25 protein-coding genes are annotated in these 25912 nt (G+C 77.0%); 6 read left to right on the top strand and 19 right to left on the bottom strand.

Features of this window, described 5'->3' with window-relative positions:
* Positions 1-35: 35 nt before the first annotated feature.
* Positions 36-989, top strand: coding sequence for a nucleoside hydrolase (locus CHB98_RS11900; RefSeq protein WP_089305819.1), 954 nt, complete (start codon positions 36-38; stop codon positions 987-989).
* Here CHB98_RS11900 and CHB98_RS11905 read toward each other — a convergent pair.
* Complete coding sequence (locus CHB98_RS11905; RefSeq protein ID WP_089305820.1) at positions 986-1684, bottom strand: GAF and ANTAR domain-containing protein; 699 nt, start codon at positions 1682-1684, stop codon at positions 986-988. The two genes, CHB98_RS11900 and CHB98_RS11905, sit on opposite strands and share 4 nt — an antisense overlap.
* A gap of 139 nt (positions 1685-1823) precedes the next feature.
* On the opposite strand from CHB98_RS11905, the gene CHB98_RS11910 reads away from it, so the two are divergent.
* Positions 1824-2324 carry an ATP-binding protein gene (locus CHB98_RS11910; RefSeq protein WP_245821103.1) on the top strand — a complete coding sequence of 167 codons (501 nt, stop codon included), beginning with the start codon at positions 1824-1826 and terminating at the stop codon, positions 2322-2324.
* Between the two features lie 40 nt (positions 2325-2364).
* Here CHB98_RS11910 and CHB98_RS11915 read toward each other — a convergent pair whose 3' ends face one another.
* The 12 genes from CHB98_RS11915 to CHB98_RS11970 all read right to left on the bottom strand — a co-directional run bounded on the left by CHB98_RS11915 (position 2365) and on the right by CHB98_RS11970 (position 17473).
* Positions 2365-4074 (bottom strand): YfjP family GTPase, encoded by a 1710-nt coding sequence (locus CHB98_RS11915; RefSeq protein ID WP_089305821.1) that lies wholly within the window; start codon positions 4072-4074, stop codon positions 2365-2367.
* A complete protein-coding gene (locus tag CHB98_RS11920; RefSeq protein WP_089305822.1) occupies positions 4071-5783 on the bottom strand; it encodes a GTPase domain-containing protein in 1713 nt (570 codons plus the stop codon). Before CHB98_RS11920 ends, CHB98_RS11915 begins: the two co-directional genes overlap by 4 nt.
* A 29-nt stretch (positions 5784-5812) precedes the next feature.
* Positions 5813-6433 carry a flagellar brake protein gene (locus CHB98_RS11925; RefSeq protein WP_179224445.1) on the bottom strand — a complete coding sequence of 207 codons (621 nt, stop codon included), beginning with the start codon at positions 6431-6433 and terminating at the stop codon, positions 5813-5815.
* A 172-nt stretch (positions 6434-6605) separates the two neighbouring features.
* On the bottom strand, positions 6606-7238 hold the full coding sequence (locus tag CHB98_RS11930; protein ID WP_143425077.1) for a PilZ domain-containing protein: 633 nt from the start codon (positions 7236-7238) through the stop codon (positions 6606-6608).
* Between the two features lie 227 nt (positions 7239-7465).
* Entirely contained in the window at positions 7466-8980 is a 1515-nt protein-coding gene (locus tag CHB98_RS11935) for a phospholipase D-like domain-containing protein (RefSeq protein ID WP_089305825.1), read from the bottom strand.
* Between the two features lie 5 nt (positions 8981-8985).
* Positions 8986-9687 (bottom strand): NYN domain-containing protein, encoded by a 702-nt coding sequence (locus CHB98_RS11940; RefSeq protein ID WP_245821104.1) that lies wholly within the window; start codon positions 9685-9687, stop codon positions 8986-8988.
* A gap of 124 nt (positions 9688-9811) precedes the next feature.
* Complete coding sequence (locus CHB98_RS11945) at positions 9812-11890, bottom strand: EAL domain-containing protein (RefSeq protein ID WP_281251861.1); 2079 nt, start codon at positions 11888-11890, stop codon at positions 9812-9814.
* Positions 11891-12109: 219 nt separating this feature from the next.
* Entirely contained in the window at positions 12110-13354 is a 1245-nt protein-coding gene (locus CHB98_RS11950) for an MFS transporter (RefSeq protein WP_179224447.1), read from the bottom strand.
* Positions 13355-13435: 81 nt separating this feature from the next.
* Positions 13436-14662: an HNH endonuclease gene (locus tag CHB98_RS11955; protein ID WP_089305827.1), complete on the bottom strand. Its 1227-nt coding sequence runs from the start codon at positions 14660-14662 to the stop codon at positions 13436-13438.
* Between the two features lie 783 nt (positions 14663-15445).
* Positions 15446-15841 (bottom strand): SRPBCC family protein, encoded by a 396-nt coding sequence (locus CHB98_RS11960; RefSeq protein ID WP_089305828.1) that lies wholly within the window; start codon positions 15839-15841, stop codon positions 15446-15448.
* Positions 15838-16194, bottom strand: coding sequence for a cupin domain-containing protein (locus tag CHB98_RS11965; protein ID WP_089305829.1), 357 nt, complete (start codon positions 16192-16194; stop codon positions 15838-15840). Before CHB98_RS11965 ends, CHB98_RS11960 begins: the two co-directional genes overlap by 4 nt.
* A gap of 4 nt (positions 16195-16198) precedes the next feature.
* Positions 16199-17473 (bottom strand): competence/damage-inducible protein A, encoded by a 1275-nt coding sequence (locus tag CHB98_RS11970; RefSeq protein ID WP_089305830.1) that lies wholly within the window; start codon positions 17471-17473, stop codon positions 16199-16201.
* Positions 17474-17605: 132 nt separating this feature from the next.
* Here CHB98_RS11970 and CHB98_RS11975 point away from each other — a divergent pair, with 132 nt between their 5' ends.
* Positions 17606-18220 (top strand): hypothetical protein, encoded by a 615-nt coding sequence (locus CHB98_RS11975; RefSeq protein WP_089305831.1) that lies wholly within the window; start codon positions 17606-17608, stop codon positions 18218-18220.
* Between the two features lie 10 nt (positions 18221-18230).
* On the opposite strand, the gene CHB98_RS11980 is transcribed toward CHB98_RS11975, so the two are convergent.
* The gene (locus CHB98_RS11980) at positions 18231-19892 is read right to left on the bottom strand and encodes a serine/threonine-protein kinase (protein ID WP_245821105.1); all 1662 of its coding nucleotides are present in this window, start codon (positions 19890-19892) and stop codon (positions 18231-18233) included.
* A gap of 309 nt (positions 19893-20201) precedes the next feature.
* Between CHB98_RS11980 and CHB98_RS11985 the strand changes: the two genes are divergently transcribed.
* On the top strand, positions 20202-21863 hold the full coding sequence (locus CHB98_RS11985) for a class I adenylate-forming enzyme family protein (RefSeq protein WP_089305832.1): 1662 nt from the start codon (positions 20202-20204) through the stop codon (positions 21861-21863).
* A gap of 25 nt (positions 21864-21888) precedes the next feature.
* Complete coding sequence (locus CHB98_RS11990) at positions 21889-22665, top strand: enoyl-CoA hydratase-related protein (protein WP_089305833.1); 777 nt, start codon at positions 21889-21891, stop codon at positions 22663-22665.
* A 12-nt stretch (positions 22666-22677) separates the two neighbouring features.
* On the opposite strand, the gene CHB98_RS11995 is transcribed toward CHB98_RS11990, so the two are convergent.
* Positions 22678-22914, bottom strand: coding sequence for a hypothetical protein (locus tag CHB98_RS11995; protein WP_089305834.1), 237 nt, complete (start codon positions 22912-22914; stop codon positions 22678-22680).
* A gap of 117 nt (positions 22915-23031) precedes the next feature.
* Here CHB98_RS11995 and CHB98_RS12000 point away from each other — a divergent pair, with 117 nt between their 5' ends.
* Positions 23032-23670, top strand: a complete 639-nt coding sequence (locus CHB98_RS12000; protein ID WP_089305835.1) for an MBL fold metallo-hydrolase — start codon at positions 23032-23034, stop codon at positions 23668-23670.
* 18 nt (positions 23671-23688) lie between these two features.
* Here the strand turns inward: CHB98_RS12000 and CHB98_RS12005 are convergent, their stop codons facing one another.
* The 4 genes from CHB98_RS12005 to CHB98_RS12020 all read right to left on the bottom strand — a co-directional run bounded on the left by CHB98_RS12005 (position 23689) and on the right by CHB98_RS12020 (position 25794).
* A complete protein-coding gene (locus CHB98_RS12005; RefSeq protein WP_089305836.1) occupies positions 23689-23958 on the bottom strand; it encodes a GlsB/YeaQ/YmgE family stress response membrane protein in 270 nt (89 codons plus the stop codon).
* Between the two features lie 88 nt (positions 23959-24046).
* The gene (locus tag CHB98_RS12010; RefSeq protein WP_089305837.1) at positions 24047-24319 is read right to left on the bottom strand and encodes a GlsB/YeaQ/YmgE family stress response membrane protein; all 273 of its coding nucleotides are present in this window, start codon (positions 24317-24319) and stop codon (positions 24047-24049) included.
* 128 nt (positions 24320-24447) lie between these two features.
* A complete protein-coding gene (locus CHB98_RS12015; protein WP_089305838.1) occupies positions 24448-24936 on the bottom strand; it encodes an SRPBCC family protein in 489 nt (162 codons plus the stop codon).
* Between the two features lie 117 nt (positions 24937-25053).
* Entirely contained in the window at positions 25054-25794 is a 741-nt protein-coding gene (locus CHB98_RS12020) for a GntR family transcriptional regulator (RefSeq protein WP_245821106.1), read from the bottom strand.
* Positions 25795-25912: the final 118 nt, after the last annotated feature.

Here is a 25912-nt window from a genome sequence, read left to right on the forward strand (position 1 = left end):
CGTGTCCGGGGCGGCGACTCTGCTGGGATGGCGGCGTGGCCGACCCCATCCCCCTCGTGATCGACACCGACCCGGGCATCGACGACGCGCTGGCCGTCCTGCTCGCGGTGGCCAGCCCGGAGGTCGACCTCCGGCTGGTGACCACGGTGCACGGCAACGTGGACCTCGCGCAGACCACCGACAACGCGTTGCGGGTGCTGCACCTGGCCGGGCGGTCCGACGTCCCGGTGGCCGCCGGTGCCCGCGACTCGCTGGTGTACCCGCAGCCCCGCCGGGCCGGCCACGTGCACGGCGAGACCGGGCTGGGCGGGGTGCGGCTGCCGCCCTCGCCGACCGCGCTGGACCCCCGGCCGGCGGTGGTCGCGCTCGCCGACGTGCTGACCGCCGCCAGCGAGCCGGTGACGGTGGCCGCCATCGGCCCCTGGACCAACATCGCCCTGCTGCTGGCCGCCTTCCCCGAGGCCGCCGAGCGGATCGGCCGGCTGGTGCTCATGGGCGGCTCGGCGGGACGGGGCGGCAACGTCACCGCCGCCGCGGAGTTCAACGTGTGGGCCGACCCGGAGGCCGCGCAGCGCGTGCTGGGCTCCGCCGTCCCCACCGTGCTGGTCGGCCTGGACGTCACGCTGCCGACCGTCCTCGACGCCGACGGCATCGCCCGGTTCGCCGCGGCCGGGCCGGTCGGGGCGACCGCCGCCGCGGTCCTGCAGCAGTACCTCGACCACTCCCGCAGCAGCTACGGCACCACCGGCGTCGTGCTGCACGACGCGCTGGCGCTCACCGAGGCGATCGTCCCCGGCACGCTGGGCACGGTGCGCCGGGACGTCGTCGTCGACACCACCCTGGGCGCCGGCCGCGGCCAGACGCTGGTCGACCGGCGCGCGCCCTCGCGGGCCCCCACCGCCGTCGACGTGGCCGAGACCGTGGACGGCGCCGCGGCGGCGGACTTCCTGGTCGACCGGGTGGCGTCGCTGGCCCGGGCCCTCGGCTAGCGCGAGGAGCGGCCGGAGCTGGTGGCCGCCACGATGCCGACGGCGATGTCGCGCAGCTTGCGGTTGTAGCGCTGGGAGGCCTCCCGCAGGATGTCGAAGGCCTTCTCGGCGTCCACGCCGCGCTGGGCCATGAGCACGCCCTTCGCCTGCTCGATGACCGCCCGCGTCTCCATCGCCAGCCCCATGTTGCGCGCGTGCTCGGTCACCCGGTCCTGGGCGTCGGCGTTGACGACGGCGACCGCGACCGCCTCGGCGACCGCCCGCGCCGCCACCCGGGACTCCTCAGACGCGAACGCCTCCGGGTGCGTCGAGTAGACGTTCAGCGCGCCCACCGTGCTGCCCTGGTAGGGCAGCGGCGTGGACAGCGAGCTGCGCACCCCCACCTCGACCACCCGCCGCACGTAGTCCGGCCAGCGCTGCTCGGTGGTCATGTCGTCGATGCGCAGGACGACGCCGGCCCGCGCGGCGTCCAGGCAGGGGCCGTAGCCGCGCTCGTACTGCAGCTCGTCGGCGGTGAGCGCCAACTCCCCGGTGTGGGCGGCGGTGAAGCCCCGGTCGTCGCGGACCAGCGTGATCGACGTGGACTCCGCGCCGGGGATGCTGCGCGCCGCGATGTCGGTGACCTCGCCGAGCACCTCGGCCAGTCCGCGGTCGGCGAGCACCACCCGGCTCAGGTCACGCCACAGCGCCTCCACCCCCGCCAGTGTGCCCGCCCGGGCACGGCCGCGGACGGCACGGCACCCGGCGGTGCGGGAACCCCGGGCGTCGGCCAGGATGGTGCGGCGGCCGGGCGGGGACCCGGCCGGCTCCCCAACACCGGTGGAGGAGGTCGTCGTGGGCCAGCAGCCGTGGCCGCGCGAGCCCGTGCCCTCCCTCGCCGGGGACGTGTGGCACTGGCAGCTCGAGGCGATGCACGTCGTCTCCCGGGTGCGGGCCGACCTGCGGGCGAGGATCGCCCACCCCTCGGTCTCCTCGACGTCCACCGACGACGCGCGCGACGGGCTGCTGCTGGTCTTCGAGGAGCTCGCGTCCAATGCGCTGCGGCACGGCGGGGGCGCGGTGCGCGCGCTCGTCGTCGCCGGGACCGACGGCTGGCTGCTGGACCTCAGCGACGAGGCCCCCGACCACCCCCCGATCCCGGCCGTCGACCGCGACCCGGCCCTGGGCGGCATGGGCCTGCACCTGGTGGCCCAGCTGTCCACCGCCTACGGGTGGGAGGGCCGGCCCGGGCGCAAGCACGTCTGGGCGATGCTGCCCAACGGCCTGGCCCCCCTGGAGCCGGCCCAGGACCGCGTCCCCGAGCCCCGCGCCGGCGACCACCCCCGCCGGGAGTAGGACCGACCGACGGGCCGCGGCGACGAGTGCCGGGACGGGCTCAGCGGGTCGAACGGCCTCGGTGCAGGGGCCCGCGCCGAGCTCGCGCGGAGTGGGGGGCACCGAGGTCCTCCTGGGCAGCTGGACGCGGTGCCGTCCGGGAGGACGACGGTGCCATCGCCCGGGTGACGGCGGCGCAGAAGCGGTCGTGGTCCTCCCGCACCTCGGCCATCGGGGCGAGCACCTCCTCCTGCGCGACGGCGTCGACCGCCGCGTACAGCCGCTGCTCGACCCGCCGGGCCCGCCGCCGCGCGCGCAGCCCGACCAGGGGCCGGACCACCAGCGCCAGCAGCACCCCGGCCAGCAGCCCGCCCACCAGCAGCAGGGTGGGCAGCGGGATGCCCTCCACCCGGGGCAGCGGGACGACGTCGTCGAGCTGGAAGAACCCGAGCGCGACCAGCGCCAGCAGCCACAGCGCCCCGGCCAGCGCGACCAGGGTGAGCAGCCACTGCAAGGCCCCCACGCCGCGCTGCCACAGCGGGGTGCGCGGCGAGCCGAGGTCGGTGCTGCCCACGGCCCGGTCCAGCCGGTCGGCCAGCTGCTCCTCCGACACCTCGACGGTGCGCCGCAGCTCGTCGCGCCAGGCCTGCGGCAGCCCGTCCCCGGCCGCCTCCCGCGCCGCGCGCACCGCCCGGGTCACCCCTGCCCGCTGCACCGCACCGGCCGTCGGCAGCGACGTCCGGCCCACCGTCTCGCCCTCGCCGCGACCCAGGTGCAGCCGCTCGAGCGGGTCCGGGCGCAGCCGGCGCACCCACCGGACGACCGGCCACCCGGTGGTCGCCGTCCCGCTGCGGCGCACCGACCGCTCCACCGCGGAGACGACCGCGGGCACGCCGGCGGCGTCGGCCAGGGCGCCGGTCAGCTGGTCGTGCTCCGCGCGGCCCACGCCCCCGCCGGCCCCGGGGCGGGCCGGGAGACCAGCAGCGCAGTGCCCGGACAGCGCCCCGGCCGTCCCCCGCACGTCGGCGGTCAGCCGGTCGGTCGCCGCCCGCCGGGCGGACACCCGCCGGGCCAGCTCGGCGCGCAGCTCGCCGACTCCGGCGCCGGTGCGCGCCGAGACGGCCACCAGGGGCGTGTCGGCCAGGCCCTCCCGGTCCAGCAGGGTGCGCAGGTCGGTCAGGCAGGCCCGGGCGGCCGCGGCGTCGAGCCGGTCGACCTGGTTGAGGACGACGAGCAGCACGCCGGCGTGCCCGGCCAGCGGCAGCAGGTAGCGCTCGTGCACGGCGGCGTCGGCGTACTTCTCCGGGTCGAGCACCCAGACCAGCACGTCGACCAGCTGCACCAGCCGGTCGACCTCCAGCCGGTGCTCCTGCTTGACGCTGTCGTGGTCGGGGAGGTCCAGCAGCACCAGCCCGTCCAGCGCCCGCTCGGGGGCGTGCCGGTGCCGGCGGGGCACCTGCAGCCAGTCCAGCAGCCGGTCCTGGGGCTCACCCCAGACGGTGGCGTGCGCGACGCCGGTGGTCGGCCGGCGGACGCCGGGGGTGCTCACCTCCGCGCCGGACAGCGCGTTGAACAGCGTGGACTTGCCGCTGCCGGTGGCCCCGGCCAGCGCGACGACGGTGGCGTCGCCGAGCGCCTCGCGGGCGCCGGCCTTGGCCAGCAGGGCGCGGGCCTCGCCCAGCTCGGGCAGCTCCAGGCGGTCGCCGGCGACGTCGACGGCCTCGCGCAGCGCCGCCAGCCGGTCGGTCAGCGGCGGCGTGCGACCCCTCATGCCCGGTCCCGGGCCGCGGCGAGCGCGGCCGCGGCGGCCCGCAGGCGGGCCGGCGCCTCCGGGTCCGGCCCGGTGCCGTCGACGAGGGCGTCGAAGCGGCCCTGCTCGTAGCGCAGCAGCGCGTCGGCGCGGGCCTGCAGGTCCTCCCGCGCGCGGGCGGCCAGCGAGCGGACGGCGGCGTCGCCGAGCAGCGCCTCCAGCAGCCGCTGGCCGACGGCGGTCGTCGAGCCGGCGACCACGACCTCCCCGCCGGTGAGCCCGCCGGTCTGGGCGAACACGGCGACCATGACGACCGCGCCGGTGCCGTTCACGCCCCAGGAGAGCACCCGGGCCCGGTTGCGCTTGCCGGCCCCCTCCTCGCGGACCAGGTCCAGCACGTAGCCCTGCCAGTCGCGCACCTGCGCGGCGGCGGCCTCGGGGAAGTCCGGCGACACCCGGTCCAGCTCGTCGTCGGCGGCCGACATCAGCGCGGGGCCGCCGGGCAGCGCCCGCCACGCGGTCACGGTGCGCTCGGCGGCGCGGTCGGCCTCGGCGCGCAGCAGCGTCTCGACGCTGCTCTCCAGCGCGCCCTGCAGGTCGTCGGCGGGCGAGGTCCGGCCGGTGAGCGCGGCGCCGACCCGGTCCCGCAGCCGGCCGATCGAGCTCTGCAGCGAGCGCATCCACTCGCCGGTGCCGACGAACTCCTGCCACCGGGCGAGCACCTCGCCACGCAGCAGGCTGCCGCTGCGCACGCCCTCGCCGATCCCGTCGTAGGCGGCGGTGTAGGCCGCGGCGGCGGCCTGCCGCAGCGCGGCCGCGGCCTGCTCCTGCTCCTCGACGGCGGCGGCGACGCCGGCCACCCGGTCCTGCAGGCTGGCCAGCGCGCCGGTGAGCGTCTGCCGGACCACCGCGGCGCGCTGCCCCTGATCGGCGGCGAGCGCGTGCAGCCACTGCCGCAGCGGCGCGACCTGGTCCGGGGGGAGGAAGCCGTCGACCAGCGGCCGCTCCTCGACGACGAACAGCCGCACCCCGGACAGGCCGGCGCGCGCCAGCATCCCGGCGAGGTCGGGGGCGATCTCGGCGGCCGCGCCCGCCGGCACGCGGTCCAGCACGACGGCCAGCGCGGTGCCCCGCTCCTGCGCCGTCCGCAGCACGTCCCAGGGGACGGCGTCGGCGTAGCGGGCCGCGGTGGTCACGAAGACCCACAGGTCCGCGGCGGCCAGCAGCTGGGCGGCCAGCTCCCGGTTGGACTCCACGACCGAGTCGACGTCGGGTGCGTCCAGCAGCGCCAGGCCCGGCGGGACGTCGTCCCGCGGCACCAGCTGCAGCGTGCCGGGCCCGCCCTGCGGCTGCCCGTCGGTACCGCCGGTGACCCGCGCCAGGCCGGGCAGCACCCGGTCGCCGGAGAAGGCGGCCAGGTCGGCGCGGGCGCAGACCAGCACGGGGGCGCGGGTGGTCGGCCGCAGCACGCCCGGCGCCGTGACGCGGGCGCCCACGATGCTGTTGACCAGCGTGGACTTGCCGGCGCCGGTCGAGCCGCCGACGACGGTGAGCAGCGGGGCGTCGAGGTCGCGCAGCCGGGGCAGCAGGTAGTCGTCGACCTGCTCGACCACCCCGCGGGCGGCGCGGCGGGCGGCCTCGCTGCCCGGTGTGGCCAGGCCGAGCGGCGCGGCCGCGACGGCGTCCCTCAGAGCCGTCAGGGCCTCGGGCAGGCGGGCGGGGGCGGTCACGCCCCGGGACTATCCCGCCGGGGCAGTTCCTAGTCGGCCTGGCGGAGGCGCTCGAGCCGCAGTGCCTCGAAGACCCGCCGCCGCAGCCGGTCCTGCTCCTGCTCGGTCAGCCCCGGGAACTTCATGGAGATCAGCCAGCGCGGTCCCCGGGGTTCCACGCGGACCACCTCACCGGCCGCGGTGAAGGCGCCGCCCCCCAGCTCCAGGGTCACGTCCATGGGGGTGCCCGATGGCGGCTGCAGACCCCAGCCATCGAACCAGGCCCGTGCGCCGGCCTCGCTGAGGTCCACGGTCTGCCCGGTGATGAGCACTGCTCCGCACCGCGCCACGACCGGGAGCTCGACGCGGGCACGCACCGACTGACGCCGCTGGCTGGCCTCGGCCGGCCCGATGATCTGCAGGCTCCAGCGCAGCTCCGGGTCGGACCGGATCTCGGTCACCTCCGCGGGGAGCGACCGCCCGCCCGTCGGGCCACCCCACAGGACGTCCACGCGGTGCCCCGGCTTGACCTTGAGCTGCTCGGCGTACTCGGCGAGCACGAGCCGGACCCGCAGGTCGGTCCCGTCCGAGACCTCCACGTGACCGGGCAGCGCGACACCACGGGCCAGCGGGACGATCTCGGCTGAACCGCCCGGCTCGGGCCAGTCCACCCCGGCAACGCTCATCTTCGTCTCTCCGATCGGGTCCAGCACCCCGGGTGGACCGCGGCCAGAGGCATTCCGGCCGCACGACCCTGGGAGGCACGACGGTCCTGGGATCGGCCGGGGAGCCGTCGGGCTTTAGCGGAACCGCGGCCCGCGTCCCCCTCGGGGGCTGTGCGGATCAGAGGGCGCGGGCCCGGTCCTCGCGCAACGCCCGGAACACACGGCGGCGCAGCCGGTCCTGCTCCTTCTCCGGCAGGGCGGTGAAGCGCAGGGACAGCGTCCACCGACCGCCCCGCACCTGGTACCAGGCCAGCTCGGCCGGGGTGACGAGCGCGCCGTCCTCGAGCTGCAGCGCGACGGCGACCGTGGCCCCCGGCGGCGGAGGCGGGCCGTAGGCATCGACGGCGGCGCGGACGCCGGTCTCACTGAGGTCGAGGACGTCCCCCTCGAGGTCGGCACCGTTGATGGTCACGGTGAGCGACAGCAGGAGGCGGCCGCGGACGGCCTCCCGGCGCTGCACCGGCTCGGCTGGTGCGGTGACGTCCAGGTGCCAGCGCGGCACGGCGCCGCGCTCGACCGTGGCCACCTCGGCCGTCACCATCCGGACGTCGGGCGCGTCGCGCCAGACGAGCCGCACCTCCTCGCCGATGCGGACGACCTGCTGCCCGGGGAAGTCCCCGACCGACGGTCGGAGGACCACCGTGGCCGCGTCGGCGGCCTCGACCCTGGCGCTCACGGAGACCCGGTGCTCGGCCAGCACCACCTCCACCTCACCGTCCCGGTGCGGGTGGTCGAACCCGGGCGTACTCATGGTGCCCCTCCGTTCACAAGCGACCACGGGCAGTGACAGAACCCGTGCGGCGGAACGGTAACCCGCCATCGGTCCCCTCCACCACGGATGACCGCTGCGTCGGCGTGCCGTCCGGGTACGACGCCGGGCACCTCGTCGAGGGACGCGAACTCGTGGTGGTCCGTGTCCCGTGGCCACGGGTTCGTCGCACTCCCGGGGAGCGGTCCCGCGGCCGCGGAGGAGCACGGTCAGCGGCGGGTCAGCGCGCCGGGCAGCCGCGGCCGGAAGCTGCGGCGCACCCGCTGCCACCGGTTGGGCGTCCGCTCGGCGTCGAGCAACTCGGTGTCGGCCAGCACCTGCTCCACCGGGCCGAGGTCGGGCGGGTCGAAGGGCACCAGCGAGCGCCCGACCGGCCGGCACAGGGCCTCCACGGCCTGCACCAGCGACCCGCCGGAGGCCTCGACCGCCTCCGCGACCGCGGACGGCGGCACGCCGAGGTGCTCACCCAGCAGCCGGTCGCGCAGGCCGGTGATCGCGGCGCTCTTCTCGGCCGCGCGCGGGTCGCCGGGGCGCACCTCGATGGAGACGTCGCACTCGGTGTCGAGCCCCATCGACCGGTTGTTCAGGTTGGAGGACCCGATCCGCAGGAACCGGTCGTCGACCACGGTGACCTTGGCGTGCACGTAGATCGGCCGCCGTCGCTCGGTCACCGGCACGTAGAGCCGGAAGCGGCCGTGGACGTCGGCCTCCCGCACCAGGGCGAGCAGCTTGGCGCGGGCGGTGCCCATCGCCTTCTCCTGCAGCCACCCCTCGGCGGTCTCGGGGTTGACGACGACGACCTCGGGGCCGTCGGGCTCGCGCAGCCGCTCGGCGATGGCCTCGGCGATCCGGCGGTTGGCGAAGTACTGGCTCTCGATGTAGACGCTGCGCCGGGCGCCCGCGATGACGGCCAGCCACAGCAACTCGATCTCGTGCACCAGGCTGGTGCCGCCGTGCTCCGGCCGGGTGCGGGAGATGGCGACGTCCACGTCGGTGAGCAGCGGCTCGACGTCCGGCGGCCAGCAGGCCTCGACGTCCTCGACCGGCTCCAGCGAGCGTCCCGTGCCGCTCTCCCACCGCTCCCGCGCCAGGTCGCCGATCGCCCGGGCGGCCGGGCCGGAGACCAGGCTGGTCACGTCGTGCCACGGGCCGGTGAGCTGGTGCGACGAGGGACGGCGGCGCAGCGGGTGGCGGTCGAGGTGCTCGGAGGTGTCCCAGCGGTCGGCGGTGACGTCGATGCCGCCGGCGAAGGCCAGGCAGTCGTCGACCACCACGATCTTCTGGTGGTGCGCCCCGCCCACCGGGTGGTGCGTGTCGACCGTCATCCTCAGCCGGTCGGGGGTGCGCCGGTCGAGCAGCACCACCGGCACCAGGCCGCGGCCGAGCGCGCCGATCACGCCGTAGTCCCAGACCAGGACGCCGATCTCCAGCTGCGGGTTGGTGCGGACGGCCTCCTCCAGCACCCGCCCCAGCTTGTCCGGCCGTCGTCGTCCGCTGCGGTGCCGTCCGGCGCCGCGGGGGTCCATCCGGATCCGCGGGTCGAAGTCCCAGCCGATGAACAGCACCCGGTGCCGCGCCCGCAGCACCGCGCCGCGCAGCGCGGCGAAGTAGTCGGCGGCGTCCACGAAGACCGCGTGCCGCTCGGCCCGTTCGATCCGCCAGCAGGTCTCCCCGGGGACCAGCAGGTCCTCGGTGGCGACCGGCCCGGTGCCCTCCCCCGACATCCGGGTCAGCCGTTGCGGCGGACGTAGGAGGTGACGAAGTCGCGCAGGCTGCGGGTCGGCCGCAGCCACGCGCCGTCCGCCGGGAGGGCGTCCAGCCGGACCCGGTCCAGCGGGACCGCGAAGGCGCCGGGCACGTCCTCGATGTCGATGAACTCCAGCAGCTCGGAGCTGATCGCGTAGCCGGCGACCTCGCTGAAGGCGACCACCGTGACCTGGGTGCCGAGACGGGCCAGCGCCTCCAGCGGCTCGGCGAAGTTGCGTCCGTCGCCGGAGAACACGACCAGCCGGCGCAGCCGGTGGCTGTGCCGGCGGACGTCGATGTGGTCGAGCATCGCCTGGTCGATGTCGTCGTCGGGCTGCTGCTTGGGCCGGGCGAAGACGGCGTAGCCGAAGCTGCGCAGCGCCTCCACCCACCGCTGCAGGCTGCCCACCACGGGCGGGATGTTGGCGAAGACGCAGGCCTCGACCTCCGGCGCGTCCGGCGCTGCGCCGCCACCCGGCCCGACCCCGCCGGCGCCCTGGACGAACCAGGCGGCGATCGCGTCGAACCGGGGCCGGGTCTCCGCGGTGGGCCGGGCACCGATGACCGTCGACAGGGTCATGTCGATGTTGGGCGCGTCCCAGATGAGCAGGTCCAACGCCGGGCGCCCCCGCCCGTCCGGGTCGTCGTGCCGCGCCGTCTCGGCGGCCAGGTCCAGGTCGGTCACGGGGGCAGTCTGCCTGGCCGGTGCCTCGGCGGGGGACGGCGCGGCGGTCCAGCGTGGTGGACCGGCCGGGGAGGTCGCCCGCCGCGGCGTCCTGCGGCGCAGCCGGAGGGCTCGCACAGGGCGCTCAGTGGGCGCGGCCGCGCAGCGCCAGGGCGCACGAGTCGCCGCCGGCGGCGCGCACCCGGGAGGCCCACCGGGGGACGTCGGCCGCCGGCATCGGCCGGGCCAGCAGGTAGCCCTGGGCCAGCTCGCAGCCGGCCTCGCGGACCATCTGCAGGTGCGCCGGGGTCTCCACGCCCTCGGCGACCGAGCGGATGCCGATGGTGCGGGCCAGCGACACGATCGCGGTCAGCACCGACCCGCTGCCGCCCGCGGCCAGCCGGGCGGCGGCGGTGAGCAGCGACCGGTCGATCTTCAGCGTGCCGATGGGCAGCGCGAGCAGCTGGGCCAGCGAGGACCAGCCGGTGCCGAAGTCGTCGATGGCGACCACGACGCCGGAGTTCTGCAGCAGCGACAGCTGGTCCTCGGCGCGCGTGGGGTCCTCGGCGACGCTGGTCTCGGTCAGCTCCAGGACGAGGTTCTCCGGGGCGAGCCCGGAGTCGTGCAGGGCCACCCGCACGTCGTGCACCAGGGTCTCGGCGGAGAAGTGGCGGGCGCTGATGTTGACCGACATGCGCAGCGGCAGGCCCCCGGCGGCCCACTCGGCCGCCTGCCGGGTGGTCTCGCCGAGCAGCCAGCGGGTGATGGGGATGAGCTGGCCGGTCTCCTCGGCCACGGAGAGGAAGGCGGCCGGGGACAGCAGCCCGCGCTCGGGGTGCTGCCAGCGCAGCAGCGCCTCCACGCCCTCCGGCTCGCCGGTGTCCACCCGGACCAGCGGCTGGTAGTGGACGACGAGCTCGTCGACGGCGCCGTCGCGCAGCCGGTTGGCCACCTCCAGCCGCCAGCGCGCGGCCTCGCGCAGCCCCGGTGAGAAGACGTGCACCTGGTCGCGGCCGGCGCCCTTCGCGGCGGCGGCCGCGGTGTCGGCGTCGCTGAGCAGCTGGTGGACCCCGTCGCCGCCGGGCTGGGCCGCGGCGACCCCGATGCTGGCGGTCAGCGGGACGGGGATGCCCTCGGCGCAGAAGGGGCGCGTCAGCGCCGTCCGCAGCCGGAAGGCGAGCGCCGCGGCCTCGGCGGCGTCGCAGCCCCGGGCCAGGACGAGGAACTGGTCGCCGCCGAGCCGGCCGACGACGTCGCACGGGCGGACCTGCTCGCGCAGCCGCGCGCCGACCTGGCGCAGCAGCTCGTCACCCACCTCGTGGCCCAGCGAGTCGTTGACCGCCTTGAAGCCGTCGAGGCCCAGCAGCAACAGCGCGCCCCGGCCCGGGTCGCGGCCCAGGGCCTCCCCGACCAGCTCGAGCAGGCGGGCGCGGTTGGGCAGCTCGGTGAGGTCGTCGTGGGCGGCGCGCCAGGCCAGGGCCTGCTGGTCGCGCACCCGTTCGGTGATGTCGGTGTGCGTGACGACGACCTGGCCGGAGGGCTCCACCCGGGCCGCCTGCAGGCGGAAGTACGCGCGCTGGGAGCCCATCGCGTGCGCGTAGTCGTGGACGAAGGGGGGGTCGGCCGCACGGGGCCCGCCGGTGACCAGGCCGCCGATGCCCGCGCCGATGATCCGCCGGTCCTCGGCGGTCAGGTGTTGGGACAGGACCTCGAGGTAGCTGTCGCCGATCACGCCCGGCCGCAGCCCGGCGTCCCGGATGACCTCCCCCGTCTCGGTCCAGCGCCGGTTCGCCGACACGATGCGCCCGTCGCCGTCGAGGAGCACGGTCGCCTGCGGCAGCGCCTCGAGGACGGCGGTCAGCTGGGCGACCCGGTCGGCGCGCCGCTGGTCGCTGCGGTGGTGGTCGTCGACGTCGCGGATGAAGGCGGTGAGCCCGTCGGGGTCGGCGAAGGCGCGGATCTCGAACCAGCGGCCCTGCGGGGCGTGGAAGTAGGTGAAGACCCGGTCCCGGCCGTCGGCGAACACGGCCCGGTACTCGGCCTCGATGACGGTGCCGGCGACCTCCGGGAAGCAGTCGAGCGCGCGCTGCCCGACCATGTCCTCCACGCGGCGGGCGAGCAGTGCGGCGGCGGCGGCGTTGACGTAGGTGAACCGCCACTCGCGGTCCAGCCGGTAGACGCCGTCCGACACGGCGGACAGCGGGTCGACCGTGTCGACGTGCACGCGTGACTGCACCCTGCCCGCTCTCTGCTTCCCCCTGAGGCACACGCAAGTCCCACCCCGCAGGACTCCGCCGTCCGGCCGCCCTGCGACGGCGCCCGGCGTCCGATGCGCAACCGAGGGTAACCACACACGTGTGGTTTGGGAGCAGGAACGGCACAGTTCCGTCACCCTGTGCTCCGGAGCACCGGGCGGACGGCGTCCCGGCCTGCACCGTTGCGGTCAGCGCGCCGGGACGGGCGTCTCCTCCCCCACGTGGGCGATGTGCCCGAGCTGCCGCCAGATGAGGGCGAGGATGACCGCGGAGCCGACGAAGCCGAACCAGAACGGACCGGTGATCCCCCAGACGCGGGCGATCAGCCCGCCGACCAGCTGGCCGACGAGGATGCCGCTGAAGCCGCCCATGGCGGCGAGGCTCCCGACGCGGCCCTGCAGGCCGATCGGGACGGCGCGCATCCGCACCGTCCGCGACGTCGTCCCCCACACGAAGGCGTGCGCCCCGAAGACGGCCATGACCACCATGGCGACCCAGGCGGTGGTGGTGAGGGCGAGGACCAGGTGGGTGAGGGTCTCGATCACCAGCCCGACGCGCATGAGGGTGGCCAGGCCGGCGCGCCGCTCGAGCCAGTCGTAGGCCGCCGTCCCGGCGAAGCCGCCCAGGGCGCCCATGGAGGTGAGCACGCCGTAGCCGACCGGGCTGAGGCCCAGCCGCTGGTCGGCGTACAGGACCAGCACCGCCCAGGCGGCGCCGAAGGTGACGTTGAAGCTGACGCTGGTGAGCGTCAGCGTGCGGACGGCCGCGTTGCCCCAGACCCAGCGGAGCCCCTGGGCGATGTCCCGGCGGACGTGGGCGCGCTCGGCCGGCCGCTCGTGCGCCGGCAGCCGCATGCGGGAGACGAGCAGCGCGCCCAGCACGAGCAGCACGGCCTGGGTGACGAACGGCCACGCCGTCCCGGCGACGAAGAGCACGGCGCCCAGGGCGGGACCGGCCAGCTCGTTCATGGTCAGCGTGCCGGCCATCAGCCGGGCGTTGCCGACACCGAGGTCCGCGCGGCCGACCACCATCGGCAGCAGCGTGCCGGAGGTGACGTCGGCGAAGACCTCGGCGGTGCCGAGCACGAACAGCGCCGCGAGGATGGCGGCGATGCCGACGTCCCCGGTGGCCAGCGCGACCGCGAGGACGGCGAGCACGCCGGCGCGGGCGAGGTCGATCGCGGCGACGAGGCGGCGGCGGTCCACCCGGTCGGCGAGGACGCCGGCGTGCAGCCCGAACAGCAGCCACGGCAGCCGCTGGACGAGTGCGCCGAGGGCGACGAGGAGCGGGTCCTGGGTCTGGCTGGCGACCAGCAGGGGACCGGCGGCCAGGGCGATGCCGTCGCCGAGGTTGGTGACCCAGGAGGCCCCGACCAGCCAGCGGAACGGGGTGCCCATCCGGGCGGGCAGCACCGCCTCGCTCAGCCCCCGCACGGGTACGGACTGTAGGCGGCCCCTGAACACCCGTCCCCCGCATTCCGGTGGCCGTGCGGGGTCGAACGGGTCGTCCGCCGGTCAGGCGGCGCTGGTCAGGGGTGGTCCGGTGTTGCCCGGGCCGGTGCGGATCCGGGTGCCGTCGGGGCGCCAGGTGCGCCATCGGCCGTCGGTGCCGCGTTCGACGCGGAAGCCGTGGTGGACCTTGGTGTGGTGCCGCTCGCAGAGCAGCGCGGAGTTCTCCACGGAGGTGTCCCCGCCGTTGGCCCACTCGAGCACGTGGTGCACGTCGCACCACCAGGCCGGAGCGCCGCACCCGGCGAAGACGCAGTGCCGGTCGCGGCGTTCCACGGCCCGGCGCAGGTGCGGCGGCACGACCCGCTGGGTGCGCCCCACGTCCAGCGGCAGCCCGGCCGGGCCCATCACGATCCTGGTGACGGCCCCGTCGCAGGCCAGCCAGCGGGCCCGGGCGGCCGACACGACCGCGCCGGAGGCCAGCTCGGCCGCACCTGCGCCGGTGGCCGGGTCGGCCAGGTCCTCGACGTCGACGGTGACCACGACGTGCGGCTTCACCGTCCGGAGCACCGGCAGCCCGCCGCCGGCCAGGGCGTTGTCGGCCAGCTGCGCCAGCGCGTCGGCCTGCTGCTGGGTGCGGGTGCGCCCGTCGGCGGCGGCGCGGCCGGCCTGCACGACCGCCTCGACCGCGGTGGCGACCTCCTCCCCGCCGACGGCGTCCAGGTCGCCGCGGAAGCTGACCGACCCGTCGGCGTGCCGGGTGATCGACAGCCGCCGCCCCTCGGTCGGATCGGGTTCGGGGCCGTCGGCGTCGAGGCGGTCGGCGTAGTGCCGCACCGCACGGGCGGTGTCCGCCTGGGGATGGCGGCGGGCGACGCCGGTGAGCAGCCCGTCGACCACGCGCAGGTCCACGCCCTGCCCGGCGGCCAGCGCCAGCTTGGCCGGGTCGGCCACGGTGCCGAGCACCGCGGCCTGCTCGCCGGTCACCTCCCCGGCGGCGAACGCGGCGGCCATCGCCGGCAGGTGCCCCAGCGCCCGGCCGGCACGGACCACCCGGGCGGCCTCGGCACCGGACAGGTGCCCGTGCCCGCGCAGCCAGGAGGCCATGGTCGTGAGCCCGTCGTGCCCGGCGGCGCCGGACACCTCGCACTCGGCCACCGTGCGGGCGATCTCCGCGGCGAGCCGGTTCAGCGCCAGCAGCAGCGGCCGCAGCCGCTCCAGCAGCGCCGGGCCGACCAGCGGCGCGAGGTCCTCCGCGGCCAGGGCGTCCAGCGCGTCCGACAGGCCGTCCACCACACCTCCCACCGGCTCGATCAGGTGTTCGAAGTCTACCGCCGTCGCAGCGGCTGATCAACACGAACCCGCAGCTCAGACGCCCGTCCACAGATGTCAGCGGGGTCTTGCCGCGGCCGACGGAGGGTGCTCGCCGGTCGTCCTGCCACTCCCGCAGCAACCGCCGCAACGTGGCTGCCGCCAGCGCATCCCCGCCGGCGGCACCCAGCCGGTGGCGGAACTCGGCGCCGTCGCAGTCACCGCGCTCCTCGAGGAGCAGGCCAGGGTGTGGTGGCTGTGGTCGTCAGTGGCCGCGATGCCGCTGCGGTAGGCGGCCTCCGCGGCGTCCGGCGCGCACACCTCCCGCGCCTCCGCGGTGCGCCCGGTGGTCGCAGCGGATCGGCCAGGGCCGCCCGCGCGGGCGGGTGGTGGTCCGCCCCGGCGCGCAGGGCGTCCTCCAGCGCGGGGTCGCGGGTGCGGTCCCCCGCCAGCAGGCGACGACGGCTCCGCCACCGGGTGGCCGGCTCGGGCGGCGACGAGCTCGGCGTCGGGGCGGTCCCCCAGCTCGTCGAGCAGGACGGCCAGCTGCAGCGTGCCCTCGCCGTCCCCCGGCGTCATCGGCCGCACGGAAGGCGCGCGGGGCCCCGCCAGGTCACCGAGCTCCTCCAGCGCGGTGCCGATCGGCGCACGGGCTCCACCGTCACCTGCCGCGAGTGCCGCCGCGAGCGCAGCGAGCGCCTCGGCCGGCCGAGGTCCAGCAGCACCAGGCCCCGGTCCAGCCGGGCGACGAGGTCCACCGGGTGCTCAGCGCAGCGGGTGGACCAGCCGGCCGATCGCCAGCCGGGCCAGGGGCGCGTAGCCGAGCACCACCGGGGCCGGGCCGGTCACCCGCAGCCCGGTGGTGCTGCCGCCGTCCGGGGCGCCGGTGACCCAGTGCAGCAGGTGCAGCCGCACCGGCCCGGCCGACACCGTCCACGACCACTCCCGCGCCGCCTCGTCCACCGCCTCGACGACGAACGGCAGCGTCACCCCGAGCGGGCCGTGCACCCGGCCGCGCACGCCCGCGGCGAGCCGGGCGACGGGCACGGAGACCCCGGTGATCTGCGGCGCCCACTGCGGCCAGCGGGCCGGGACGGCGTAGCGCTCCCAGACCTCGCCCGGCGCCTCCGGCCCGGTCGCGTGCAGGGTCAGGACGGTCACGGTGTCTCCTCTCCGGCCGGCACCGGCCGGGTGCGGCACTGCACGACGACGGCCACGAGCCCGTCGGCCGACCCGGACGCGTGCTCCTCGCCCGGCGCCCACAGCGCCGCCTCGCCGGCCCGCAGCGGGCGGCGCTCGCCCGGCGGCCCGGACACCCAGCCGGCGCCCTCGACCACCAGGTACAGCAGCCACCACCGGGTGGGGTGCCGGCCGATCACGCCGCCGGGCGCCACCCGGACCACGTCGACGGCGAACCCGTCCTCGGGTCCCCGCACGAGCGCCGCCCGCAGCAGCTCCACCCCGCCGCTGCCGTACGCGACGAGCGACCGGGCGGACGGCGTCAGGAGCTCCACGCCGTCACGCCGGCGGGCCGCCGACGAGCAGCTGCCGCAGCATCTGCATCGCGAGGGACACCGACCGCTGCCGCACCGCCGACCGCGAGCCCGGCAGCACGACCGAGCGGGGCAGCTCCTCGGAGTCCGGGCCGATGGCGCACAGGTGCACCGTGCCGACCGGCTTCTCCGCCGTCCCGCCGCCCGGTCCGGCGATGCCGGTGATGCCCACGCCCACGTCGGCGCCGAAGCGGGACCGCGCGCCTCCTGCCAGCGCCCCCGCCACCTGCGGGCTCACCGCCCCGTGGGCGGCCAGCAGCTCCGGCGGGACGCCGACCAGCGCCTCCTTCGCCGAGTTCGCGTAGGACGCCACCCCGCCGAGCACCCACGCCGAGGACCCGGCCCGCTCGGTCAGCCGGGCCACCAGCAGCCCGCTGGTGCACGACTCCGCCGTGGCCACGGTCAGCCCGCGGTCGGCGAACGCCGAGGCGACGACCTCGTCGACCGTCGGGCCGGTGGAGAACAGGGTCTCGCCGTGCGCCTGCGTCACCGCCGCGACCAGCCGGTCGTACTCCGGCTGGGCGTCGGCGCCGTAGCGGGTGACGATCTCCAGCTCGCCGTCCCGCAGGCAGGTGGTGACCTCCAGCCCGGGGAACTCCGCCTGCCGCAGCGTGGCCGCCAGCTGCGACTCCAGCGTCCCCCACAGCCGCAGGGTCTCCTGGCGCAGCTCCTCGCGGCCGGCCAGCGCGTGCTGGACCGGGGCGGCGGCCAGCGCCGCCGGCCACATGCCCTGCAGCTCCGACGGCGGCCCGGGGAGGACGAGGACCACCGGTCCGCCCCGCCCCTCGGCCGGGGGGACGACCAGGCCCGGCGCCGTCCCGACCGGGGCCAGCACCGTGGCGCCGTCCGGCACGAGGGCCTGCTTGCGGACGCCGGCCGCCGTCGCCTCCGGGTCGGCGCGCCAGCCGCGGCGGGCCATGAGCCGCTCGACGATCGCGGCGATCTCCCGCTCCAGCGCCGGGTCGACCGCCGAGGGGCGGCCCTGCACCTCGCCGACGACCTCGGCGGTCAGGTCGTCGGCGGTCGGCCCCAGCCCGCCGGTGGTGACCACCAGGTCCTCGCCGGCGAGGAAGCGCAGCGCGTCGACCAGGTCCGCGGGCCGGTCGCCGACGACGACCACCGCCCCGACGTCGACCCCGAGGCGGCGCAGCTCCTCGGCCAGCCAGGGGCCGTTGCGGTCGATCACCCGCCCGGTGAGCACCTCGGTCCCGGTGACGACGATCCCCGCGCGCACGCCCACCCGGCCGACCCTAGTGAGCCCCCGGCCGGTCCGCGCCGCCTGCCCGACGGCGGGCGCGCGGCCCGATACCGTCCGGGGACGGACCGGTCCCGCCGGGCCGGTGCCCGCCCGCGTCCCGAGCGAGGAGCGACCGTGCCGCAGCCGACCCCCAGCCCCGAGCCCCCGGCACCGCGCCGCCCGGCCGACCCGCGCACCCCGGACCCCGCGCCGGCCGCCGCAGCCGCGCACCCGTCGCCCCCGGACGGCGGCGTGCAGCCGATCGGGCCGGTCGGGGCCGTGCCCGGCCCGGCCCCCGCCGCGCCACCGCCGGCCCCCGCCGTCCCGCCGCGCGCCCGGCGGACGGCGACCGCCCCGGCCCGCCGGCCCCGGACCCCGCGCCCGCCGCAGGTGCGGGCCGCCCGCGTGGGCGCCGGCCTGGCCGCGCTGTCCCTGCTGCTGCTGCAGGGCGGCCTGCTGACCGGCGCGGGCGGCGTGCCGCTGTGGACGGCCGCGCCGCTGTGGTCGGCCTCCGCCACGCTCGCCACCCTCGCCGGGGTGGTGCCGTTCGCCGGCCGCCTGCTGCCCGCGGTCCGCCGGCGCCCCGACGCGGCCTGGCAGGTCGCCGCCGCGGGGCTGACCGGCACGGCGGTGTTCTGGGTGCTCGTCGTGCTCCCGCGGGTGGACACCGACCGCGGGTTCGTGCTCACCGCCGCGCTGGCCGCCCTCGGCGCCGCGCTGTGGGTCGCACCCGGCCGGGACGGGGGCTGACCGCCGCGGGTCAGCGGTCGCTGCGGTCCCGGTCGTCGTCCACGTCGTCCGGTGCCGGGTCCTCCACGGCCGGGTCGTCCCCGGCCGGGTCCTCCGCCGGCTCCTCCTCCGGGAGCTCCTCGTCCGGCTGCTCCGGCGTGGGCGGTGCCCACGGGTCCACCGCCTCGGGGGCCACCGGCTCCCCCTCCGCCGTCCGCTCCGGGGGGGTGGCTGACGGGGACGGCGTCCCGGAGGGCGCGGCGTCCGCCGGCCGCTCCTGCCCGGGCGTCGGCGGCGTGCTCGGCGTGGGCTCCGCCGGCGCGGGCGCCGACCGCCGCGGCACCTCGTACCCGTCGGCCACCCGGCTGGCCGACGCGGGCGGGCGCTGCGGGACCGGTGCGGGCTCGGGGGCGACCGCGAAGGACACCCGGACGGCGTCGCCGGCCCGCAGCTGGGCGCCGGCCGGGTCGACGGCGGTGACCCGGCCCGGGGTCGCGGCCGCGGTGACGTCCTCCACCCGCTGCACCAGCAGCCCGAGCGCGGACAGCGCCAGCGCGGCCTCGTCCACCTCCCGGCCGACGTAGTCCTCCGCGGCCAGGACGATGCGGGCGTCCTCGGTCCGGGCGGCGACCACGGTGGGCAGGCGGTCGTCGCCGCCGGCGGAGACCGCCGCGAAGACGCCCGCGGCCGCGCCGGCGCCCAGCAGCAGGGTCACCACCGGCACGAGGACGGCGGCCAGCCGGCGCCGGTGGCCGGCGGCGGACGCGCCGGCCGCGTCGCCGGGCGCGCGGTGCCGCCCGGTCGGCGGGCCGGGCCGGACGGCGGTCAGGGTGGGCGGCGGCTCGGGCTGCAGCCGGCCGGCGCGCACGTCGTCCACCGCCGCGACGAAGGCGGCGCCGTCGGGGATCCGCGCCGCGGGGTCCTTGACCAGGGCCCGCCGGATCAGCGTGCGCAGCCCGCCGGGCAGGTCGTCGGGCAGCGGGTCGGGGTCCTCGCGGACCTGCTTGAGCGCGATGGTGACGGCGTTCGCGCCGTCGAAGGCCGGGTGGCCCGTCAGGCACTCGTAGCCGACCAGGCCCAGCGCGTACACGTCGCTGGCCGGCAGCGCGTGCCGGCCCTCGGCCACCTCGGGGGCCAGGTACTGCGGGGTGCCGATCACCTGCCCGGTGCGGGTGAGCGGCACGCTGCCGGCCGACCAGGCGATGCCGAAGTCGGTGATCTTCACGCTGCCGTCGTCGCGGACCAGGATGTTGCCCGGCTTCACGTCGCGGTGCACCAGCCCGACCCGGTGGGCCTCGGCGAGCGCGGAGGCGGCCTGCTCGAGCAGCGCGAGCGTGGCCGCGGCCGGGAGCCGCCCGTCCTGCTGCAGCAGCGCCGAGAGCGGCCGGCCCTCCACCAGCTCCATGACCAGGTAGGCCAGCGTCTCGCCGCTGCCGTCGGTGGCCTCGGTCTCGCCGTAGTCGAAGACCGCGGCGATGTGCGGGTGGCTCAGCGCGGCCGCGTGCTGGGCCTCGGCGCGGAAGCGGGCGCGGAACGTGGGGTCGCCGGTGTACTCGCTGCGCAGCACCTTGACCGCGACCGGCCGGCCGAGCAGGACGTCGGTGCCGCGCCAGACCTGCCCCATGCCGCCGGCGGCGATCAGCTGGGCGAGCTCGTACCGCTCACCCACGCTGCGCCGACCAGGCTCCACCACCGCGGCCACCCCCCGCCCGTGCTCGTCCGCGGCCCCGGGACGACAGCGCCCCCGACCGTGGATCATCTGCTCCCCGTCCGAGCACACACCCCCGGGTGCTCTGCTCGCACCCGGCAGGCGTGCCACCGTCGTCCGACACCCATCGTCCCAGGTGTACGCCGTCCCCGGGGGGAACGGTTCGTCACGAACCGGCGACGACGGACCGGCCGCGGGGTGTCCGGGCGCGCTTGCCAGGACCCCGCCCGGCTGTGACGGTGGACACCGCGGCGCCCGGCGGAGGGCGCCGGGCGACGGAGGGGGGCGGCGGCGGTGAGCACCTACACCGACCGGCCGTGGCTGGCCCTCTACCCCGAGGGCGGGCCCACCGACATCGCGCCCGAGCAGGCCACGGTGCTCGACGTGTTCCGGGCCTCGCTGGCCGCCGCGCCGGACGCCGTGGCGATCCGCTACTTCGACGGCGTCCTCACCCTCGCCGACCTCGACACCGCCTCCGACGCCCTCGCCGTGGGCCTGGCCGACGCCGGCTTCGCCCCCGGCGACCGGATCGGCCTGTACGTGCAGAACGACCCGGCGTTCGTCATCGGCCTGCTCGGCGCGTGGAAGGCCGGCGGCGTCGCGGTGGCGGTCAACCCGATGAACCGGGCCCGCGAGCTGACCCACCTGCTCACCGACTCCGGGGCCACGGCACTGCTGTGCCTGGAGGAGCTGTACGAGTCCGTGGCCCGCGACGTCCTGCCCGGCACCCGGGTGCGCACCGTGGTCACCTGCTCGGCCCTGGACCGGCAGTCGCGGGACGACGAGCGGGTGCTCGGCGGCGTCGTCCGCTCCCGGCCGGAGGGCACCCTGGACCTGGAGGAGCTGGTCACCACCACGGCCGGGCGGCGACCGGCGGCGGCGTCCCTGGCCGCGGACGACGTGGCGGTCCTGACCTACACGTCGGGGACGACCGGCGTGCCCAAGGGCGCGATGAACACCCACGCGAACGTGGTGTTCAACGCCCAGGTCTACCGGGACTGGGTGGGGCTGACCCCGGACGACGTCGTCCTGGGCGTGGCGCCGCTGTTCCACATCACCGGCCTGGTCGGGCACGTCGCCGTCGCGCTGCTGACCCCCTGCCCGCTCGTGCTGGCCCACCGCTTCCACCCCGAGGTGGTGCTGGACGCCATCCGCGAGCACCGGCCGACGTTCACCGTCGGGGCGGTCACGGTGTTCATCGCGCTGGCCGGGGTGCCCGGCGTCGGCCGGGAGGACTTCGCGTCGCTGCGCACCGTCTACTCCGGCGGCGCGCCGATCGCCCCGGCGGTCACCGACTCCTTCGAGGCCGTGACCGGGCGGTACATCCACAACGTCTACGGGCTCACCGAGACCAACTCGCCCTCGCACGCGGTGCCGCTGGGCCGGCGGGCGCCGGTGGATCCGGCCTCGGGGGCGCTGTCGGTCGGGGTGCCGGTCTACAACACCGTCGTCCGGGTCGTCGGCGAGGACGGCGGGGAGCTGCCCGTGGGCGAGGTCGGCGAGCTGGTCACCTCCGGGCCGCAGGTGGTGCCCGGCTACTGGGGCCGGCCGGAGGCGACCGCGGAGTCCCTGCCCGGCGGCGAGCTGCGCACCGGCGACGTCGGGTTCATGGACGCGGAGGGCTGGTTCTACCTGGTCGACCGCAAGAAGGACATGATCAACGCGGCCGGCTACAAGGTGTGGCCGCGCGAGGTCGAGGACGTCCTCTACGGGCACCCCGCGGTGCGCGAGGCGGCCGTGGTGGGCGTCCCGGACGCCTACCGCGGGGAGACGGTGAAGGCCTTCGTCTCGCTCAAGCCCGGCGCCTCGGTGACGCCGGAGGAGGTCATCGCCTTCGCCCGGGAGCGGATGGCCGCCTACAAGTACCCGCGGACGGTCGAGGTGGTCGCCGAGCTGCCCAAGACGACGACCGGCAAGATCCTGCGGCGGGAGCTGCGCGACCCGGCTCCCGGATGACGACGGACGAGAGGGGGGCGCGACGGTGCCCGAGACCGTGACCCGCGAGGACGCCGGCGGGGTCGCCACGATCACCATGCTGCGCGCGGGGCTGACCCACGAGTCGCGGCGCGAACTGCTCGACGCCGTGCGGGGGGTCGCCGCCGACGACGCGGTGCGGGCCGTGGTGCTCACCGGCACCGGCCGGGCCTTCTGCGTCGGGCAGGACCTCGGCCAGCACGTGGCGGCGCTGCGCGGGGACGCCGCGACGTCGCTGTCGGTGGTCGAGGAGGAGTACAACCCGCTGGTGCTGGCCCTGGCCGGGCTGCGGGTCCCGGTGGTCGTGGCCGTCAACGGCGCCTGCGCCGGCGCGGGCCTGGGCATGGCGTTGGCCGGTGACCTGCGGGTGGCCGCCGCGGGCGCGAAGTTCACCACCGCGTTCGCCGGCATCGGCCTGTCCAGCGACTCCGGGCTGGCCTCCCGCCTGGTGCACTGCGTGGGCGGCTCGCGCGCGGCCGAGCTGCTGCTGCTGCCCGAGCCGTTCCTCGCCGAGACCGCGGCGCAGTGGGGGCTGGTGCACCGGGTCGTGGAGCCCGAGCGGGTGCTCGCCGAGGCGCAGGCGCTGGCCGCGCGGCTGGCGGCCGGGCCCACCGCCGCCCACCGGGCGATCAAGACCGTGCTGGCCACGGCGGCCACCGACCGGCTCGAGGACACCCTGGCGCTCGAGGCGCGGCTGCAGACCGAACTGGGCCGCACCGCCGACCACCGCGAGGCCGTCGAGGCGTTCCTCGCCAAGCGCGCCCCGGAGTTCACCGGGCGGTGACGGACCCCGGCGTCAGCTGGTGAGGACCACGCAGGCCGGGCAGACGTCGCGGGCCGGCGTCGGCCAGGGCTGCTCCCGATCGACGCGGGCCAGCGAGCCGCAGAGGGTGAGCTCGCAGGCGCCGTCGACCTCGGCGGCCGGGCGGTGCAGCGCGACGGCGTGCCACAGGGCCGACGTCGGGCCGTGGGGGCGGCTGCGGGCGGCCAGGACCGTGGCGGTGACCGAGGCGGGGACGGCGGGGGCACTCATGCCCTCAGGGTCGGCAGCGCGCGGCCGCCGGCTGAGCACCGGCACGGCCGTCCCACCCCACCGGGTGAGGCGGTCGGCCCGGCGGCGGCCCCCGCGGGAGCGGGGCAGGATGCCGTCATGGAGCTGACCAAGCACGGCCACGCCTGCGTCGTCCTCAGCGAGGGCGACCGGCGGCTGGTCATCGACCCCGGCGCCTTCACCGACCCGGCGGCCCTGGACGGTGCCGGCGCCGTCCTGGTGACCCACGAGCACGCCGACCACTTCGTGCCCGACGTGCTGCTCCGCGCGATGGACGCCGACCCGGCGCTGGAGGTGTGGACCAACGGCTCGGTCGCCGCCCGGCTGGAGGGCGTGGGCGCGCGGGTGCACGTGGTCGGCGACGGCGACGCGGTCACCGCCGCCGGGTTCGAGGTGACGGTGCACGGGGAGCTGCACGCGGTGATCCACCCCGACCTGCCCCGGCCGGCCAACGTGGGCTTCCTCGTCGGCGGGGCGGTGTTCCACCCGGGCGATGCGCTCACCGTGCCGCAGGAGCCGGTGGCCACCCTGCTGCTGCCGGTCCACGCGCCGTGGTCGAAGATGTCCGAGGTGGTCGACTACGTGCGCGCCGTGCACGCCGACCAGGCGTACGCCATCCACGACGGGCTGCTCAACGACGACGGGCTGCGCATCGTAGGCACGCTGCTGGGCGAGGGCGGCCCGGGCACCCCGACGCCCTACGGCCGGCTGGTCCCGGGGGACACCGTCGAGGTCTGAGCCCCCCGGGGGCCGGGGTCAGCGGGGGACGGCCCGGCGGCCGGCCGCGCCCTCCGCGATGCCGATCAGCAGGACCGCGGTGATCAGGGCGAACAGGAAGCCCCAGAAGTTGAGCTCGGTGATCGAGCCGACGTCCAGCCAGTCGGCGATCAGGCCCCCGATGACCGCGCCGGCGACGCCGAGCAGCAGCGTCGCGAGGAGGCTCATCCGCTGCCGGCCCGGCTTCACCAGGCGGGCCAGCGCCCCGATGACCAACCCGACCGCGATGAGCCCGAGGAGCTGGGACACGTGCCCTCCTGGTGTCCGGGGTGGGCGCCGGCCCGCGGGCCGGCCGGTGCCGGGGACCCCGCCGCACTGCAGGGTCCCCGGTCGCAGGTCAGCGGATGGCGCGGCTGTTGCGGCCGGTGAGCGTGGAAGCAGCCACGACCAGCACCGCGGCGAGGATGATGGAGATGATCCACCGCATCCAGTCGATGCCAGGGGTGGCGGCCACGCCCAGCGCGCCACTCACGTAGTAGCCGATGAGCACCCCGCCGATGCCGCACAGGATCGTGAGCCAGATGGGCGTGTTGTCCTTGGCGCCGGGCGCCACGAACTTCCCCAGCAGGCCGATGATGAGACCCGCGATGATCAGACCGATGATCTCCATGGCACATCTCTCCTATAGCCGGACCGGAGTGCACAGTCCCAGCACAGTGCTGGGTGTGCCGCCGGTGCGCGACGGGAGACCTACCCACAAGATCACACGAACACACACCCCGGTCGTGGGACGACCGGTCACACCGCCGGCGACTGCGCCACGTGGGCGGGCAGCCGGTCCAGCTCGCCGTCCACCGTGCGCTGCACCATCTCCCGGACGCCGCCGCGCATCAGCCGGTGGGTGACCCGCTGGACGAACCGCCCCCCGGGGTGTGCCTCGTGGCTGACGGTGATGACGACCCGGGTGGCGCCGGGGCCGGCGTCGGCGAGCTCGATCGTCGTCGTCCAGGTCTCCGGGGTCAGCTTCAGCCGGGTGGTGACCCGCTCCCGCGGCACCCACTCGACGATCTCGCCCTGCGGCGCACCGGGGGGCGGGGCCACGCCGTCGTCCAGGCGGCCGGGGACGCAGACGAACCGGGTCCCGCGGCGCGGCGGGCCCGCGCCGTCGACGACGTAGGAGACGTCGCAGACCGCGCAGTACGGCGCGAGGACGGCCAGCGCCTCCCACACCCGGCGCCGCTCGTGCGGCACCTCGCGGGTGCCGCTGACGGTGACCGGCTCGGGCATGGGACCTCCGGGGACGACGGGCGCGGCTCGCCCGACGGTACGGCGAGTGCCTGGAACGGGCCCCGTCCAGGGGACCGGCCTGAGCGTGCGGAGGCTGGGGGAGGACGGGGTCCTTCGTCAGCGTCCGGTGACCGAGACCTCGAACTCGACCTGGCTGACGTCGGGCCGCAGCCGGGAGAAGCTGTGCACCAGGGGGTGCCCGGCGCTGTCGTGGACCGTCGTCCGGACGACGAGCAGCGGCGAACCGGCGACCACCTGCAGCAGGTCGGCCTCCTCCGGGGCCGCCGTCGCCACGTCAACGACGATCCGGGCGTGCGCCAGATCCGCCGCGTACTCGCGCCGGAGGAACTCGTAGAGCGACCCCTCGCTCAGGTCGGCCTCGGCCGCCCGCGGGTAGCGCCCGGCCGGCAGGAAGCTGTGCGCCACGTGGTTGGGGGCGCCGTCCACGCTGCGCAGCCGGACCAGCTCCACCGCGTCGGTCGACGGCTCGAGCCCGAGCTCGGCGGCCACCGGCTGCTGCACCGGCACCACGCGCTGGGTGAGCACCGTGGTGCCCACCTGCGCGCCCTGCTCGGTCATCACCGAGCTCCAGCCGGCGATGCGGTGCACGAAGCTCTCGCGGTACTCGTGCCGGATCGCCGGGCGGGTCACGTAGGTGCCCCTGCCCTGCTGGCGTACCAGGTGACCGTCGGCGACCAGGCCGTCGACGGCGCGGCGCAGCGTGATCCGGCTGACCCCGTACTCCGCGCAGAGCACCGGCTCCGGCGGCAGCACCGCGTGCTCGGGCAGCGCCGACACCCGCCTGCGCAGGTTCTCGCGGACCGACAGGTACTTCGGCCCGGACACGGCGGTCGTCACGGGTCGAAGGTACTGGTGGTGTAGACGTCTGGTCGTCTCAGACGTCTGCCCGTCCCCAGGACGGGTCACCGGCCGTGCGCACGGCCGCTCGCGCCCCGGATGGTGGAATGCCTGGTGA

The organism is Geodermatophilus pulveris (genome assembly GCF_900188375.1).
GTDB lineage: Bacteria > Actinomycetota > Actinomycetes > Mycobacteriales > Geodermatophilaceae > Geodermatophilus > Geodermatophilus pulveris.